The 16,490-nt window shown below is 71.6% G+C and carries 15 protein-coding genes; 11 read left to right on the top strand and 4 right to left on the bottom strand.

Annotated elements, in window-relative coordinates; translation table 11 throughout:
- Positions 1-65: 65 nt before the first annotated feature.
- From pdhA to AB0300_RS05830, 3 genes are read left to right on the top strand one after another with little or no spacing between them, the layout of a single operon-like run.
- Complete coding sequence (pdhA, locus tag AB0300_RS05840) at positions 66-1,181, top strand: pyruvate dehydrogenase (acetyl-transferring) E1 component subunit alpha (protein ID WP_126893262.1); 1,116 nt, start codon at positions 66-68, stop codon at positions 1,179-1,181.
- A gap of 2 nt (positions 1,182-1,183) precedes the next feature.
- Complete coding sequence (locus AB0300_RS05835) at positions 1,184-2,194, top strand: alpha-ketoacid dehydrogenase subunit beta (protein WP_025103416.1); 1,011 nt, start codon at positions 1,184-1,186, stop codon at positions 2,192-2,194.
- A complete protein-coding gene (locus AB0300_RS05830) occupies positions 2,191-3,570 on the top strand; it encodes a dihydrolipoamide acetyltransferase family protein (RefSeq protein WP_366215629.1) in 1,380 nt (459 codons plus the stop codon). Before AB0300_RS05835 ends, AB0300_RS05830 begins: the two co-directional genes overlap by 4 nt.
- Here the strand turns inward: AB0300_RS05830 and AB0300_RS05825 are convergent.
- The gene (locus tag AB0300_RS05825) at positions 3,563-4,165 is read right to left on the bottom strand and encodes a TetR/AcrR family transcriptional regulator (RefSeq protein ID WP_025103418.1); all 603 of its coding nucleotides are present in this window, start codon (positions 4,163-4,165) and stop codon (positions 3,563-3,565) included. The genes AB0300_RS05830 and AB0300_RS05825 overlap by 8 nt on opposite strands.
- A gap of 111 nt (positions 4,166-4,276) precedes the next feature.
- On the opposite strand from AB0300_RS05825, the gene AB0300_RS05820 reads away from it, so the two are divergent.
- Genes AB0300_RS05820 through AB0300_RS05800 form a run of 5 tightly spaced genes read left to right on the top strand, consistent with a single transcriptional unit; the run spans position 4,277 to position 10,219 of the window.
- Positions 4,277-5,830: a carboxyl transferase domain-containing protein gene (locus tag AB0300_RS05820; protein WP_366215628.1), complete on the top strand. Its 1,554-nt coding sequence runs from the start codon at positions 4,277-4,279 to the stop codon at positions 5,828-5,830.
- A gap of 5 nt (positions 5,831-5,835) precedes the next feature.
- Positions 5,836-7,770 carry a biotin carboxylase N-terminal domain-containing protein gene (locus tag AB0300_RS05815; protein WP_366215627.1) on the top strand — a complete coding sequence of 645 codons (1,935 nt, stop codon included), beginning with the start codon at positions 5,836-5,838 and terminating at the stop codon, positions 7,768-7,770.
- Positions 7,770-8,918, top strand: a complete 1,149-nt coding sequence (locus AB0300_RS05810) for an acyl-CoA dehydrogenase family protein (protein WP_366215662.1) — start codon at positions 7,770-7,772, stop codon at positions 8,916-8,918. The genes AB0300_RS05815 and AB0300_RS05810 overlap by 1 nt, the downstream gene beginning before the upstream one ends.
- Positions 8,919-8,927: 9 nt before the next feature.
- Positions 8,928-9,416, top strand: coding sequence for a MaoC family dehydratase (locus tag AB0300_RS05805; protein ID WP_025103422.1), 489 nt, complete (start codon positions 8,928-8,930; stop codon positions 9,414-9,416).
- A complete protein-coding gene (locus AB0300_RS05800) occupies positions 9,413-10,219 on the top strand; it encodes a CoA ester lyase (protein ID WP_366215626.1) in 807 nt (268 codons plus the stop codon). The genes AB0300_RS05805 and AB0300_RS05800 overlap by 4 nt, the downstream gene beginning before the upstream one ends.
- A gap of 8 nt (positions 10,220-10,227) precedes the next feature.
- Here the strand turns inward: AB0300_RS05800 and AB0300_RS05795 are convergent, their stop codons facing one another.
- Together AB0300_RS05795 and AB0300_RS05790 are read right to left on the bottom strand one after the other, a co-directional pair.
- Complete coding sequence (locus tag AB0300_RS05795; RefSeq protein WP_025103424.1) at positions 10,228-10,815, bottom strand: histidine phosphatase family protein; 588 nt, start codon at positions 10,813-10,815, stop codon at positions 10,228-10,230.
- Positions 10,812-11,651: a Sir2 family NAD-dependent protein deacetylase gene (locus AB0300_RS05790; RefSeq protein WP_366215625.1), complete on the bottom strand. Its 840-nt coding sequence runs from the start codon at positions 11,649-11,651 to the stop codon at positions 10,812-10,814. The genes AB0300_RS05795 and AB0300_RS05790 overlap by 4 nt, the downstream gene beginning before the upstream one ends.
- Before the next feature lie 64 nt (positions 11,652-11,715).
- Between AB0300_RS05790 and AB0300_RS05785 the strand changes: the two genes are divergently transcribed.
- Positions 11,716-12,522, top strand: a complete 807-nt coding sequence (locus AB0300_RS05785) for an RNA methyltransferase (protein ID WP_366215624.1) — start codon at positions 11,716-11,718, stop codon at positions 12,520-12,522.
- Positions 12,523-12,531: 9 nt separating this feature from the next.
- On the opposite strand, the gene AB0300_RS05780 is transcribed toward AB0300_RS05785, so the two are convergent.
- The gene (locus AB0300_RS05780) at positions 12,532-13,359 is read right to left on the bottom strand and encodes an SGNH/GDSL hydrolase family protein (RefSeq protein WP_025103427.1); all 828 of its coding nucleotides are present in this window, start codon (positions 13,357-13,359) and stop codon (positions 12,532-12,534) included.
- A gap of 146 nt (positions 13,360-13,505) precedes the next feature.
- On the opposite strand from AB0300_RS05780, the gene AB0300_RS05775 reads away from it, so the two are divergent.
- Together AB0300_RS05775 and AB0300_RS05770 are read left to right on the top strand one after the other, a co-directional pair.
- A complete protein-coding gene (locus tag AB0300_RS05775) occupies positions 13,506-15,248 on the top strand; it encodes a DEAD/DEAH box helicase (protein WP_029989244.1) in 1,743 nt (580 codons plus the stop codon).
- A 130-nt stretch (positions 15,249-15,378) separates the two neighbouring features.
- Positions 15,379-16,476: a VIT1/CCC1 family protein gene (locus AB0300_RS05770; RefSeq protein WP_126893227.1), complete on the top strand. Its 1,098-nt coding sequence runs from the start codon at positions 15,379-15,381 to the stop codon at positions 16,474-16,476.
- Positions 16,477-16,490 lie beyond the last annotated feature (14 nt).

Here is a 16,490-nt window from a genome sequence, read left to right as displayed (position 1 = left end):
CGGTGATGACGCCGGCTCCATTGTGCGTCGCCCCACGAGGGCCGCCAGGGACGAGGAGGACGATGATGTCGCCGCAGACCACCCCCATCGCGGACACCGCCCAGGATCTCGAGCTGTCGGAGCGGATCCTCGCTCCGGACGGGACCCGCGTCGCGAACGCCCGCCTCGACCCGTTCGTCGCCGATGTCGACGCCGCGCAGCTGCGCGCCCTGCATCGCGACATGGTCATCCTCCGCCGGATCGACGCCGAAGGTGTCGCCCTGCAGCGCCAGGGGCAGCTCGGTCTCTGGGCGCCGTGCCAGGGGCAGGAGGCCACGCAGATCGGCACCGCCCGGGCCCTCGATCCGCAGGACTACGTCTTCCCGAGCTACCGTGAGACCGGCGTGATCTACGCCCGCGGCGCCCAGCCGGGGGACTACGTGCGCATGTGGCGCGGCGAGGAGGGTGCCGCCTACGATCCCGCGGTCCTGCGGGTCGCTCCGCTGCAGATCATCATCGGCGCCCAGACCCTGCACGCGGTCGGGTACGCCCTCGGCATCCGGCACGAGAAGGCCCCGGAGGTCGCCGTGACCTACTTCGGAGACGGGGCCACCAGTCAGGGGGACGTGAACGAGGCGATGATCTTCGCCGCGTCCTACCAGGCGCCGGTCGTGTTCGTCTGCCAGAACAACCACTGGGCCATCTCCGAGCCGGTCGCGGTGCAGTCGCAGTACCCGATCGCGGGACGCGCCCCCGGATTCGGGATCCCGAGCCTCCGCGTGGACGGCAACGACGTCCTCGCGTGCCTGGCGGCGATGCGCTGGGCGCTGGAGCACGCGCGCTCCGGGAAGGGGCCGGCCTACATCGAGGCGGTGACCTACCGGATGGGTCCGCACACCACCGCGGACGACCCCACCAGGTACCGGGACGAGGCCGAGCTAGAGTCGTGGCGGCGCCGCGACCCCATCGCGCGCATCGAGGCGTACCTCCGCGCGACCGGCGACCTCACCGCGGAGCACGTCGCCGAGACGCAGGCGGCTGCGGACGCCATCGCCAAGGAGATGCGCGCGACCTGCCTGGGCATGGTCACCCGTCCGCCGCTGGCGGTCTTCGACGGCGTCTACGCCGAGCCGCACACGGGTCTGGAGCGGCAGCGCAACGAGTACGCCGCCTATCTGGCGTCGTTCGAGGGTGAGGCGTGACCATGACCGAGCTCACTCTCGGCAAGGCGCTCGGCGCCGGCCTGCGTCAGGCGATGCGCGACGACGAGAAGGTGGTGCTCCTGGGGGAGGACATCGGCAAGCTCGGCGGCGTCTTCCGGATCACGGACGGCCTCCTCGACGAGTTCGGGGCGGCCCGGGTCATCGACACCCCCCTCGCGGAGTCCGGGATCGTCGGCACGGCCGTCGGCCTCGCCTTCCGCGGCTACCGCCCGGTCGTCGAGATCCAGTTCGACGGGTTCGTCTACCCGGCCTTCGACCAGATCGTCTCCCAGGTCGCGAAGCTCCACTACCGCACCCAGGGGCGGGTGAAGATGCCGATCACCATCCGGATCCCCTGGGCCGGCGGCATCGGTGCCGCGGAGCATCATTCCGAGTCTCCGGAGGCGTACTTCGCGCACACGGCCGGCCTTCGGGTGGTCGCCGTGTCGAACCCGGAGGACGCCTACCGGAGTCTTCGCCAGGCGATCGCCTCGGACGACCCCGTCGTGTTCTTCGAGCCCAAGCGCCTCTATCACCACAAGGGGGAGGTCGACCTGGAGGCCCCGCTCGCGGATGCCCCGCCGATGGGTGTCGCGCGGGTGGTGCGCCCGGGCACCGACGTCACCGTCCTCACCTACGGGGCCATGGTGAGCACCGCGCTGCAGGCGGCCGAAGCCGCGGAGGACGAGGGCATCGCCCTGGAGGTCATCGACCTGCGGTCGCTCTCGCCGGTGGACTACGACTCCGTCGCCGCCTCGGTGCGCAAGACCGGGCGTGTGGTCGTGGCACACGAGGCCTCTCGGGAAGCCGGACTCGCCGCGGAGGTCATCGCGAGCGTGACCGAGCGCTGCTTCGAGTACCTGGAGTCCGCTCCGCTGCGGGTCACCGGCCACGACGTGCCCTACCCGCCGGCCAAGCTCGAGAAGTACCACCTGCCGGACCTCGACCGGATCCTCGATGCGGTCGACCGCGTGATGGATCGCCCGCACAGCCTGACGGGAGCAGACGCATGATCGCCGAATTCCGTCTCCCCGACCTCGGCGAAGGACTCACCGAGGCCGAGGTCGTGCAGTGGCTCGTCGCGCCCGGCGACAGCGTCGCGCTGAACCAGACTCTCGCGGAGGTCGAGACGGCCAAGGCCGTCGTCGAGCTGCCGTCGCCGTACGAGGGCACGGTGTCGACCCTGCACGCGGACGCGGGAGAGACCGTCGCCGTGGGAGCGCCGCTGATCGCCTTCGACATCGAGGGGGACGACCCTCCGGCGGCGCCGTCCGGTGGCGAGCAGGAGTCCTCCGCGGAGAAGGCGCAGCCGAACCTCGTGGGCTACGGAGCCGCCCCGACCTCGAGCGGACGCCCCGCGCGCCGGGCACGGCGCCGGAGTGCCGCCCCGGTGGCCTCGGCGGCCGACACGGCCGTTCTCGAGGCGGCTCCGCACGACGCGACGCCATCGGTCGCGGTCGAGCCCGTTCTCGAGCGACCACGGTCCACCCCGCCGGTGCGCGCCTACGCCAAGCGACGGGGCGTCGACCTCGTCCTCGTCGCCGCGGAAGTCGGCGACCGCGTGATCACGAGGGCAGACGTGGATGCGTATGCGGAGCGCATCGGAGCGGAGCCGTCGCGGCTGGTCGGGGCACCCGAGCGCGAGACCACCCCGATCTCCGGAACTCTCCCGCGCGCGGAGGGGAGGCCGCGGGAGACGCGCATCCCGATCCGCGGGGTCCGCAAGCACACGGCGGCGGCGATGGTGCAGAGCGCCTTCACCGCCCCGCACGTCACGGTGTTCCACACGGTCGATGTGACCGCGACCATGGAGATGCTGGCACGTCTCCGCGACGACCGAGCGCTCTCGGAGCATCGGATCGGCCCGCTCGCCGTCGTAGCGAAGGCGGTCTGCCTCGCCCTGCGCCGTGCTCCGGGCCTGAACGCGCGATGGGACGAGGAGTCCGGGGAGATCGTCGAGTACGGCTTCGTCGACCTGGGCATCGCCGCCGCGACCGAGCGTGGTCTCATCGTGCCGATGATCCGGGACGCGGAGCGGATGAATCTGGTGGAGCTGTCCGCAGCGATCCGTGCCCTCGCGGAGACCGCGCGTGCGGGGAAGACCTCGCCGGCCGAACTCGCCGGAGGTACGTTCTCGCTGTCGAACATCGGGGTGTTCGGGGTGGACGCCGGAACACCGATCCTCCCGCCGGGGCAGTCCGGAATCCTCGCGGTCGGCGCCGTGCGTCGGCAGCCGTGGGAGTACCGCGGGGAGATCGCGCTGCGTCAGCTCATGACGCTGAGCCTGTCCTTCGACCACCGCCTCGTGGACGGGGCCGAGGGCGCGACGTTCCTCAAGGACGTGGCGGACATCCTCGAGGACCCGGGGCGGGCGATGCTGCTCAGCTAGCGGCGCGCAGCGCGGCCTCGGCCATCGCGACCAGCACGGTCGCGGTGGCCGCGTGCCGTCTCGTCGCGGCGCGTGTGCTGTGCGGGGTGGAGTTGATGAGACCGAAGCACGCCTGCACGCGCAGCCGCAGCTCGTCGCGGTCCAGGGACTCCGGACGATCCAGGGCGGCGAGCGCATCCATCCAGAGCTCGATGTAGGCGCGCTGCAGGCGACGGACCTCGGCGCGGTCGTCGTCGTCGAGGAAGGCGAGGTCCCGGTCCTGCACCTGGATCACCTCGGCGTTGCCGAGCGCGAACTCGACGTGGAAGCGGATGAGTCCGCGCATCCGCTCGTCGGCTGCCGTCGTCTCCGCGGACACGCGTCGTCCGCCCGCGACGAGGTCCTGACTGACCTTGACCAGGACCGCGCCGAGAAGGGCCTGCTTCCCGGCGAAGTGGCGGTACACGGCAGGCCCGGACACGCCGACGGCGGCGCCGATGTCCTCCAGGCTCACGCCGCTGTACCCGCGCGCGGCGAAGAGCCGTGCCGCGGCATGCAGAAGCGCGTCGGAGCGTTCCGCCTTGGCGCGGTCGCGGGCGGTGGCGGGGCTTGTCATCTCAGTTAATCCTCGCTAACCTGAATCAACGGGTTAGTGAACACTAACCGAGAATGCATGCAGCGCGCCAGGCTCCCACCCGGCGCGACGTGGGTCGAGGAGGACGTCACGATGCCGGCAACCCAGGAAGCGCTCGCCCAGCAGCTCCGCGACCGTCTCGCCGCGGCAGCGCAGGGCGGGCCGACCGCCTCGCGTGAGCGACACGTCGCCCGCGGCAAACTGCTTCCTCGCGACAGGGTGGCGCGCGTCCTCGACGAGGACAGTCCGTTCCTCGAGGTCGCGCCGCTCGCGGCCGACGGCCTGTACGGCGGCGAGGCGCCCGGGGCCGGTGTCATCGCCGGCATCGGCCTGGTCCACGGCCGGCACGTCATGGTGGTCTGCAACGACGCCACCGTGAAGGGCGGGACCTACTATCCGCTGACCGTGAAGAAGCATCTGCGCGCGCAGGAGATAGCGCTTGAGAACCGCCTGCCCTGCCTCTACCTCGTCGACTCGGGCGGCGCCTTCCTTCCCCGCCAGGATGAGGTGTTCCCGGATCGGGAGCACTTCGGACGCATCTTCTTCAACCAGGCGCGGCTGTCCGCGCAGGGCATCCCGCAGCTCGCAGCGGTCCTCGGCTCGTGCACGGCCGGGGGCGCCTACGTTCCGGCGATGAGCGACGAGACCGTCATCGTCCGGGGACAGGGCACGATCTTCCTGGGCGGGCCGCCGCTGGTGAAGGCGGCGATCGGCGAGGTGGTCACGGCGGAGGAGCTCGGGGGAGGGGAGCTGCACGCCCGTCGCAGTGGCGTCGTGGATCACCTGGCCGACGACGACGAGCACGCCCTGGAGATCCTCCGGGAAATCGTCGCCACGCTTCCGCCGCCGCCCGCCCCGGCCTGGGACGTCGGCGACAGTCGACCGCCCGCGGAGGCCGGCTCCCTGTATGACGTCGTTCCGGTGGACGTCAACGCCTCCTACGACGTGCGCGAGGTCATCGCCCGCCTCGTCGACGGCGACACCTTCCATGAGTTCAAGGCCGAGTACGGCACCACGCTGGTGACGGGTTTCGCGCGGCTGCACGGCCACCCCGTCGGCATCGTCGCGAACAACGGCGTGCTGTTCAGCGAGTCGGCGCTCAAGGGCGCGCACTTCATCGAGCTCTGCGATCAGCGGGGCATCCCCCTGCTCTTCCTGCAGAACATCACCGGGTTCATGGTCGGCTCCGATGCGGAGGCCGGTGGCATCGCGAAAGACGGGGCGAAGATGGTCACGGCCGTCGCGACCACCCGCGTCCCGAAGCTCACCGTCATCATCGGGGGCTCCTTCGGAGCGGGCAACTACTCGATGTGCGGACGTGCCTACTCTCCGCGGTTCCTCTGGACCTGGCCCGCGAGTCGGATCTCGGTCATGGGCGGACCCCAGGCCGCCTCGGTGCTCGCCACCGTGAAGGACGACCAGCTCTCGGCGCGAGGGGAGTCGTGGACCGCGGAGGAGCGTGCGGCGTTCGAGGAGCCGATCCGGGCGCAGTACGAAGAGCAGGGCGAGCCGTACTACGCCACCGCACGGCTCTGGGACGACGGCATCGTCGATCCGGAGCAGACCCGTGACCTCCTCGGACTCGCCCTGGACGTCGTCGCCCGCAGTCCTCTGCCCGAGCCGCGCTTCGGCGTCTTCCGGATGTGAGCCCCATGTCGCCTTCACCCGAACTCTCGTTCTCCTCGGTCATCGTCGCGAACCGTGGCGAGATCGCGCGCCGGATCATCCGGACCCTCCGCGACCTCGGCATCCGCAGCATCGCGGTCTACAGCGACGCGGACGCGGACGCGCCGCACGTCCGCGAGGCGGATGCCGCCGTGCGGATCGGTCCGGCACCGGCTGCGGAGTCGTACCTCGACATCGATGCCGTCATCGCGGCGGCTCGTGCCTCCGGAGCGGAGGCCGTCCATCCCGGCTACGGATTCCTCTCCGAGAGCGTCGGGCTCGCGGAGGCGTGTGCGGAGAGCGGCATCGTCTTCATCGGTCCCACCGTCGAGGCGCTGCAGATCATGGGGGACAAGGCGCGAGCCCGTGAGCACGTGAGCCGCAGCGGCGTGCCCGTGGTGCCGGGGTTCGACGCGCGCGGGCTGTCCGACGCGGAGATCCGCGAGGAGGCGGAGGCTGTCGGATTCCCGCTCCTCGTGAAGCCGAGCGCGGGCGGCGGGGGGAAGGGCATGGAGGTCGTCGCCGACAGCACGGGTCTGGCGAGCGCGCTCAGCTCCGCCCGACGGGTCGCGGCATCCGCCTTCGGCGACGACGCGCTCATCTTGGAACGTCTCATCCGTCGACCGCGACACATCGAGGTGCAGGTGTTCGGCGACGCCCACGGCACCGTCGTGGCGCTCGGCGAGCGCGAGTGCACGCTCCAGCGTCGTCATCAGAAGGTGATCGAGGAGGCGCCGTCCGCCGGGATCCCGTCCGCGACCCGCGACCGGCTGCTCGCGGCGGCGGTGCGGGCAGCGGAGAGCGTCGCCTACGTCGGGGCCGGCACCGTGGAGTTCCTCGTCGACGCGGACGCCCCGGAAGACGTCTTCTTCATCGAGATGAACACCCGGCTGCAGGTGGAGCATCCGGTGACCGAGGAGGTCACCGGACTCGACCTCGTCGCGCTGCAGCTCCGCATGGCCGATGGACAGCCGCTCGACGTCGAGCCCCGCACGACCGGCCATGCCGTGGAGGCGCGGGTGTACGCCGAGTCGCCGGACCGGGGGTTCCTGCCCTCGACGGGGACCGTGCTGCTCTTCGAGGCGCCTCCGGGCGTCCGGGTGGATGCGGCCGTCGAGTCCGGGAGCGTGGTGAGCGGGTTCTACGACCCGATGATCGCGAAGGTCATCGCGTGGGCGGAGGACAGGGAGACGGCGCTGCAGCGCCTGGACGACGCCCTCGCCCGCACCGTGGTGTTGGGCGTGGAAACGAACATCGCGTTCCTGCGCCAGCTGCTTCAGGACCGCCGTGTGCGCGAGGGAGACCTCGACACCGGACTCATCGAGACCCTGCTCCCGCTCGCACCGGTGCCTCCGTCGGCGGCGCAGCTCGCGGCGGCCGCCGGCGTGGTGCAGACCCGCTCCGCGACGGTCACCGCGCGCGAGAGCGCCGGCCCGCTGTGGCACAGCCTCCCGGGATGGCGTCTCGGAGCGGCGCCGTGCACCCCCGAACCCGTCGCCCTGCTCACCGACGACGACGAGATCGCGCGCGCGACGCCGCCCCTGGTGCGCTCCGACCGGGTGCACGTGGCCCGCGACGCCGAGGGCGCGGTATGGGTCAGCGAGGAAGGGCGGACGCTCCGGCTGCGTCCCCTGGACCGCCGCGGCCGGATGCGCAGGCGCCTCGCCGCCGCGGAACGCGAGGCCAGGGCCACGGAACCCGAGGCTCGCGCGCCCATGCCCGGCGGCGTCGTGGCTGTTCATGCCGCGGACGGCGAGAGGGTGCGTGCGGGAGCGCCTCTCGTGTCGATCGAGGCGATGAAGATGGAGCACCCCGTGCTCGCGCCGCACGACGGCGTGGTGCGGCTGCTGGTCGCGGTCGGCGATCAGGTGCGGCGCGACCAACCGGTCGCCCGCGTGACGATGACGGAGGAGGACCGATGATGCACGATCTCACCGAGGAGGAGCGCGAGCTCGCCGCGATGGTACGCGAGTTCGCCGACACGGTCGTCGCGCCGCAGGCGTACGAGGCGGATCGCACGCACACGCTCTCCATGGACGTCGTGCGGCAGATGGGGGAGCTCGGTCTCTTCGGACTCCCCTTCCCCGAGGAGTACGGCGGGCAGGGCGGTGACTACACGGCGCTCGGCCTCGCCATCGAGGCTCTGGGACGGGTCGACCAGTCGATCGCGATCACCCTCGAGGCCGGGGTGAGCCTCGGGGCGATGCCCGTCTTCCGCTTCGGCACCGAGGAGCAGAAGCGCGAGCTGCTGCCGGATCTCCTCGCCGGTCGTGCCCTCGCCGGGTTCGGGCTCACCGAGCCCGAGGCCGGGAGCGACGCCGGGGCGACGCGCACGACGGCGCGGCTCGACGGCGACGAGTGGGTGATCGACGGCTCCAAGCAGTTCATCACCAACTCGGGCACTCCGATCACCCGTTTCGTCACGGTCACCGCGGTCACCGGCCAGAGCGAGGGACGCAAGGAGATCTCGACGATCATCGTCCCGAACGGTACGCCGGGATTCACGGTCGAGCCGCCCTACGACAAGGTGGGGTGGAACGCGTCGGACACCCATCCGCTGACGTTCGACGGAGCGCGGGTGCCGGCGGGCAATCTCCTCGGCGAGCGGGGGAGCGGGTTCCGCAACTTCCTCAGCATCCTGGACGAGGGCCGCATCGCGATCGCCGCCCTGTCGACCGGCGCGGCGGAGGGGTGCCTGGAGGCGGCGGTCGAGTACGCCAGGAGCCGCACCATCTTCGGCAGCCCCCTCAGCACGCGGCAGAACGCCCAGTTCACGCTGGCGCGGATGAGGGCGCGCGTGCATACCGCACGGCTCGCCTGGCTCCACGCTGCACGCCTGCGTGACGCGGGAGAGGCGTTCGCCGAGCAGGCGGCCATCGCGAAGCTCGTCGCGGGCGAGGCCGCGATGGACAACGCCCGCGATGCGACGCAGATCTTCGGTGGCAACGGCTTCATGAACGAATTCCCGGTGGCGCGCCACTACCGTGACTCCAAGATCCTCGAGATCGGCGAGGGGACCACCGAGGTCCAGCTCCTCGTGATCGCCAGGGCGCTCGGACTCGCCCGGTAGCGTGGAGGCATGACCATGCGCGAGGTCGTGCAGCGCGGCCTGTACTACGAGGAGTTCGAGACCGACGTCCGGTACGTGCACCGCCCCGGTCGCACGGCTACGGAGGCGGACAACGTCCTCTTCACGACGCTGACGATGAACACCCAGGCGCTGCATCTGGACGCGGCGTTCGCGGATGCCCAGGAGCCTTTCCACGCGCGCCTCATGAACTCCATGTGGACGCTGTCGACGATGGTGGGCTCCTCGGTCGCCCAGCTCACGCAGGGGACGCTGGTGGCGCAGCTCGGCCTCGGCGACATCGCCTTCCCGCATCCGCTGTTCGCCGGGGACACGCTCACGACCGAGAGCGTCGTCGTCGACAAGCGGCTCTCGTCGTCCCGTCCCGGCCAGGGCGTCGTGCAGATCGCGCACACCGGACGCAATCAGGACGGCACGGTGGTCGCGACGGCCGTCCGGACGGTGCTGGTGCGCTGCCGGCCGGAGGAGGACGCCGCATGACCTTCGAACTCGGCCCTGCCCTGCTGTTCTGCCCGGCGGACCGCCCGGAACGCTTCGCGAAGGCCCAGGAGCGGGCGGATGCCGTGATCCTCGATCTGGAGGACGCCGTGTTGCCGGAGGCGAAGAGCGAGGCCCGCGAGAACATCGTCGCCGCGGACCTCGACCCCGCGCGCGTCATCGTACGGGTGAATGCGCCGGACTCCGCGGCGTTCGCGGACGACCTCAAGGCCCTGGCTCGCTCGCCGTTCCGGACCGTGATGGTGGCGAAGACGGAGAGCGCGGAGGGCCTGGACGCCTTCGACGCGGGCTTCACCCTCCTCCCGCTGTGCGAGACGGCGCGCGGAATCCATGCGGCGCCCGAGATCGCCGCGCACCCGGCGGTCGCCGGACTGATGTGGGGCGCGGAGGATCTGGTGGCCTCCCTCGGCGGCACCTCGTCCCGCAACACGGAGGGCGGCTACCGCGACATCGCGCGCTACGCCCGCTCCCGGGTGCTCCTGGAGGCCGGTGCGCACGGCAAGGCGGCGATCGACGCGGTGCACGTCGACATCGGCGATACCGCGGGGCTGGAGCGGGAGGCGAACGATGCGGCGGCGTCGGGGTTCCGCGCGACGGCATGCATCCATCCGAGTCAGGTCGCGGTCATCCGGGCGGCATATGCCCCGGACGCCGAGACCGTGGCATGGGCGCGCGAGGTGCTCGCCGCTGCGGCGCAGGAGCGCGGTGTGTTTCGCTTCCGGGGGCGCATGGTGGACGAGCCCGTCCTGCGCCACGCGCGCGCCGTGGTCTCCCGCGCCGGCTGACCGTCCCGTCAGAGGACGGGCGTCTCCTCGAGCAGTCGGAGGTAGCCGGGTGCCGCGACGAACCGGTGCGCGGAGCCGTTGCGCAGCACCTCGCCGTCCCGGGGGAGCGTACCGCCGGAGACATGGTCGATGACGGCGCGGATGACTCCGCCGTGGGTCACCACGAGCACCGACTCCGCCTGCGGCGCCGACCTCCGCCGGGCGTCGCGCGCGATGCGGTGGAGCGCCGCGATGGCGCGGACGCCGACCTCGTGCAGCGATTCCGCGCCGGGGACCTCCGCGTGCCAGTCGCCGTAGGTCGAGATGTAGTCGGGGACGAGCATGCCCTCGCCCTCGCCGAACTCCCGCTCCCGGATGTCGGGGACCACGCCGGCGATCTCCAAGCCCAGGCGCTCCGCGATGATGCCGGCGGTCTCGCTCGCCCGCACGAGCGGGCTCGTGTAGACGGCATGGTGCGTCGTGCCGGCGAGTTTCTCTGCCGCCCACCGCGCGTCCTCGCGGCCCGTCTCGTTCAACGGGATGTCGGTCGACCCCTGGATGCGGCGGGCGAGGTTCCAGTCGGTCTGACCGTGGCGGATGAGGGTGAGATAGGTCACGACAGCATCTCCTGCAGGGCGGGGAGCGCGTCGCTGGTGCCGGCGGCGATGGTGACATCGGCCCAGGCGTCCGCGCGGGTCGGCTCGCGATTGACGATGATCAGAGGGATGCCGCGTCGACGCGCCCGGTTCACGAGGCGCACGCCGGAGTTCACGACGAGAGAGGAGCCGGCCACGATGAGCGCGTCGCTGGAGCGCAGCAACGATTCGGCGGCACGGAAGCGGTCCTGCGGCACATACTCTCCGAAGAACACCACGTCGGGTTTGAGCATGCCCGCGCACACGGTGCAGGTCGGGACCACGAAGCCCTCGGTGCTCTCCGGGAGCACGTCGCCGTCCGGAGCCAGCGCCACGTTCTCCGGGACGGTGATCCAGGGGTTGCGCTCCTCGATCTGCACGGCGATGTCGCGACGGTCGAACACCTGACCGCAGTGCAGGCAGAGCACGCGGCGCATGGTCCCATGCACCTCGATGACGTGCGAGCTGCCCGCGCGGAGGTGCAGTCCGTCGACGTTCTGGGTGATGACACCCGAGACCACGCCCCTGGACTCCATCTCCGCCAGGGCGCGGTGGCCGGGATTCGGGGCGGCCTGCGCGAACGCCCGCCAGCCGAGGTGGCCGCCGACCCAGTAGCGGCGCCGGGCGGCCTCGTCGCCGAGGTAGGTCTGGATCGTCATGGGGTCGCTGCGGGTGCGCGCCCCCTCGCCGCGGTACGCGGGAATGCCCGAGTCGGTCGAGATCCCGGCGCCGGTGAGAAGGGCGATCCGCTTGCCGCGCAGCAGGTCGGCGGCGTGGGAGAGCTCGGCCGACGGCTCGGCGGTGTTCGTCACGCTCACAGGACCTCCTCGATCGAGTCTACGCGGCGCGGGGGGACGAGAACCGGGATGGCAGAGTGGAGCGGTGGACCTCCAGCATGTGACCGACATCGACGACCCGCGGCTGGACGACTACCGCGGCCTCACCGACACCGCCCTCCGCGCCGTCCGCGAGCCCGCGGAGGGACTCTACATCGCCGAGACCGCCAAGGTGATCGAGCGCGCGCTGGCCGTCGGGCACGAACCCCGATCGGTGCTGGCCTCGGCCCGGCGCGTCGACGAGGTGCGGCGCATCCTGGGGGAGCGCGCCGTTCCGGTGCTCGTGGTCCCGGACGAGGTCGCGGAACAGGTCACCGGCTATCAGGTCCACCGCGGAGCCCTCGCCGCCATGCGCCGTCCGGCTCTGGCGCCGGTCGCCGCCGTGGTGCGCGACGCGCGGCTGGTGCTGGTGCTGGAGAACCTGGGCGATCACACCAACGTCGGCGCCGCCTTCCGCGCCGCCGCCGGCCTGGGGGCGGATGCGGTGCTCGTGTCGGCGCGCTGTGCCGACCCGCTCTACCGTCGCAGCGTCCGGGTGAGCATGGGCACGGTGTTCCAGGTGCCCTGGACCCGGATCGACGAGTGGTCGTCGGCGCTCTCGGATCTCCGTGAGGAGGGCTTCGACATCGCTGCCCTCGCGCTCAGCGACACAGCCGTGGATCTCCGGATGTATGCGGCACAGCGGCCCGAGAAGGTGGCGCTGCTCTTCGGAGCCGAAGGCGACGGTCTCACGCGGACCGCGCTCGACAGCGCGGACACCGTGGTCACCATTCCGATGGCCGGCGGCGTGGATTCGCTCAACGTGGCCTCGGCCGCCGCCGTGGCGCTGTGGGCACTCGCTCCCGCGGAGTGAGAGCGCGCGTCACTCCTTGCCGGGGAGGATGACCGGGGAGGGCTCGGGGCGCTTGGCAGCGATGTGGTCGCCGGAGGACTGGTGGCGCAGCCTGCGGAGCACCCAGGGCACGAGGTGCTCCCGGGCCCAGCCGAGGTCTTCGCTGCGGGCGGCACGCCAGGTCCGCAGCGGCAGCGGCTCGGGCTGCATGGCCTCGAGGTCGTTCGGAACGTTGAGGGCGCGGAGCACCATCCGCGCGACCTCGTGGTGGCCGAGCGCGTTGTAGTGCAGGCGATCGTCGTCGAAGAATCGCGCATCCTGCACGACCTTCAGTGCCCACTGGTCCGCGACGATGCAGTCGTGGCGCTCCGCGATCGCGCGGACGTTCTCGTTGTAGATCGCGACCTTGCCGCGGAAGGGACGGAACACCGGCGTGAACCCCGTGTCGATGCCGGTGAACACGACCACGGCCGCGCCGGTGGACGACAGGCGCGCCACCGCGTCCTCCAGCTGTGCGGCGATGGCATCCGGATCGGTGCCGGGGCGGATGACGTCGTTGCCGCCCGCGCAGATCGAGATGAGGTCGGGGCGCAGCGCAACGGCGGGCTCCACCTGATCGGCGACGATCTGCGCGATGAGCTTTCCTCGGACGGCGAGGTTGGCATAGGCGAAGTCGTCGACCTGCTGGGCGAGCACCTCGGCGACGCGATCGGCCCAGCCGCGGTGACCCCCGGGGGCCGCCGGGTCCGGGTCGCCGATGCCCTCGGTGAACGAGTCGCCGATCGCGACGAACCGGCGCCACGGGTGCGGAGTCTCGTTCGCGACGTACGGGGTCCTGGTCGATTCCTGATCGCTCATCCGGCTCTCCTTCGCGAAGGCGTGCGCGCACGATGGTGACCGCCGCGCAGTGACCGAGCCTACCCGTGCCGGTGCCTTCGAGGGGGGACGCGCGCGGCACCCCCGCGGATGCCGCGGTGTCGGTGGGAGCGATTATCGTGGAGTCGATGCTCTCTCCGTCCTTCCCTCAGCGCGCCCCGTGGGGAACGGCGAACAAGCTGCGGGCATGGCAGCAGGAGGCTCTGGACGCGTACTTCCAGGCCGACCAGCGTGACTTCCTCGTGGCCGCCACACCGGGCGCCGGCAAGACCACGTTCGCGCTCACCCTCGCGGTCGAGCTCATGCGCATGGGCGAGGTGAACCGGGTCATCGTCGTGGCACCCACGGAGCACCTGAAGACCCAGTGGGCCGACGCCGCCGCCCGCGTCCACATCCGGCTCGACCCGCGCTTCCGCAACAGCGACTGGGCACCGGCGCGGCACTATCACGGCGTCGTGGTCACGTATGCGCAGGTCGCCGCGAAGTCGTCGGTGCACCGTCACCTGACGGAGGACGCGAAGACCCTGGTCATCCTCGATGAGGTGCACCACGGCGGCGACGCCTTGAGCTGGGGCGACGCGATCCGCGATGCTTACGGACCTGCGAAACGCCGACTGCTGCTCTCGGGGACCCCGTTCCGGAGCGACACCGCACCGATCCCGTTCGTGGAGTACCTCCCGGACGAGACCGGAGCCCGGGTCTCCAGCACCGACTACGCCTACGGGTACGGCCGCGCTCTCGCGGACGGCGTCGTCCGTCCCGTGCTCTTCCACATGTATGCCGGGAAGATGCGGTGGCGGACGAGTGCCGGCGACGAACTCGAGACCCATCTGGGACAGGACAACACGAAGGACGTCACCTCGCAGGCCTGGCGAACGGCCCTCGACCCCGAGGGCGACTGGATGCCTGCTGTGCTCTCCGCGGCGGATCGCCGTCTGACCGAGATCCGGCACCACATCCCCGATGCTGGCGGACTCGTGCTGGCGACGGATCAGACCGTCGCCCGGGCCTACGCCAAGATCCTGCACAGCATCACCCGCGAGCAGCCGACGATCGTGCTGTCCGACGACGCCACCGCCTCCGAGCGTATCGAGAAGTTCTCGGAGGGCACCGCCCGGTGGATGGTCGCGGTGCGCATGGTCTCGGAGGGCGTCGACGTGCCGCGGCTCGCGGTGGGCGTGTACGCGACGTCGTCGTCCACCCCGCTGTTCTTCGCTCAGGCCATCGGCCGCTTCGTGCGGGCGCGTCGTCGAGGCGAGGCGGCGAGCGTCTTCCTCCCGCACGTCCCCGTGCTGATGAAGCTCGCGAACGAGATGGAGAAGCAGCGCGATCACGCGCTCGACCGTCAGTCGAAGGACGACGACGGCCTCGAGGACTCGCTGCTGGAGAGCGCGAACCGCGAGGACGAGGCCTCCGACGCGCTGACCCAGGAGTTCAGCTACCAGGCCATCTCCTCCGTCGCCCACTTCGACCGCATGGTGTTCGACGGGAAGGAGTTCGGCCAGCTCGCCGAGCCGAACACGCCCGAGGAGGAGGAGTTCATCGGCTTCCCCGGTCTGCTCGAGCCCGAGCACGTGCACGAGCTCCTGATGCAGCGGCAGGCCCGCCAGTCCCGGCACCGCGAGGTCCGGGAGGCCCAGGCCGACCCGACGCAGACGACGACACTGCCGGCGCCGCTGCATCGCACCCTGCGCGAGCAGCGCCAGCTGCTGAACAGCCTGGTGGGCCTCTACGCCCGGCAGTCGGGCCAGCCGCACGGCGCCGTGCATGCCGAGCTCCGTCGTATCTGCGGCGGTCCGGCGGTGGCGCAGGCGACCGTGACGCAGCTGCAGTCCCGCATCGAGGTGCTGCGCAAGCGCGTCCGCTCCTGAGCACTTTCCGGTCGCTGCTTCGGATCCCCGAAATGCTGGCAATCCGTGCCAGGACGCGGCCGGGGCGGCACCGCGCGGATAGCGTGGAACGGTTGCCCGGATGCCGGGCACCGTGACACCTGGAGGTTCCATGACAGCCCCTGCCGCAGCCGATTCCACGGCCGCCGATCGACGGCGCTGGGCTCGCTATCTCGTCGAGGAACGGGCGGAGGGCGCCGTCTATCAGCGCCTCGCGGCCCGCCGGTCGGGGGAGGAGCGGGCGATCCTGCTCGGGCTCGCCGAGGCCGAGCGCCGCCACGAGAAGCACTGGCTCGACCTGCTGGGCGGCGAACCGACGCGCCTGCCGCGGGCCGGGGTCCGTTCCCGCCTCCTGGGGTGGATGGCCGGCCGTTTCGGCTCGATCTTCGTCCTCGCCCTCGCCCAGAGCGCCGAGGCCCGCTCTCCGTACGACGCCGAGCGCTGGGCCACCCCGGCCATGCGCGCCGACGAGAAGGTCCACCACGAGGTCGTCCGCGGTCTCGCCGCGCGCGGCCGCCGGCGCCTCTCCGGCTCCTTCCGCGCGGCCGTCTTCGGGGCGAACGACGGTCTCGTAAGCAACCTCGCCCTCGTGCTCGGCATCGGCGCCACCGGCGTGAGCTCGGGTTTCGTCCTGTTCAGCGGCATCGCGGGTCTCCTCGCGGGCGCACTGTCGATGGGCGCGGGGGAGTTCGTGTCCGTGCGGTCGCAGCGGGAGCTCCTCACGGCCACCGAGGCGAACGAGGATGCCGCGGCGGCCGCGGCCGACCTCGACATCGACGAGAACGAGCTCGCGCTCGTGTACCGCGCCCGCGGCATGGATCAGGGCGAGTCGCTGGCCCGGGCCCGTCGCATCGTCCAGGCGGCCCAGGAAGGCGTCCGGCGTGCGGCTACGGGGCCGGTGGCCGTCCAGGGCGGCGACGCCCACGAGGTCGTCGGCAACGACTGGACGGCGGCCATCTCCAGCTTCCTCCTCTTCGCTTCCGGCGCGATCGTGCCCGTCCTGCCCTGGATCTTCGGCATGGAGGGCACCGCGGCGATCGTGCTCGCGCTCGTGTTGGTCGGCGTCGCGCTGCTCAGCACCGGTGCGATGGTCGGCGTCCTCTCCGGAGGACCGCCGCTCCGGCGGGCCCTGCGGCAGCTCGCCATCGGGTTCGGCGCGGCGGCGGTGACCTACGCGCTGGGTCTGCTCTTCGGCGTCGGCGCGGTGTGACGGTCCTGCGGTCC

It is taken from the genome of Microbacterium sp. NPDC078814, from assembly GCF_040702645.1.
In the GTDB taxonomy this organism is placed as follows: Bacteria; Actinomycetota; Actinomycetes; order Actinomycetales; family Microbacteriaceae; genus Microbacterium.
Note: the sequence above shows the minus strand (reverse complement) of the source record. Positions and strands in the feature narration are given on the sequence as shown.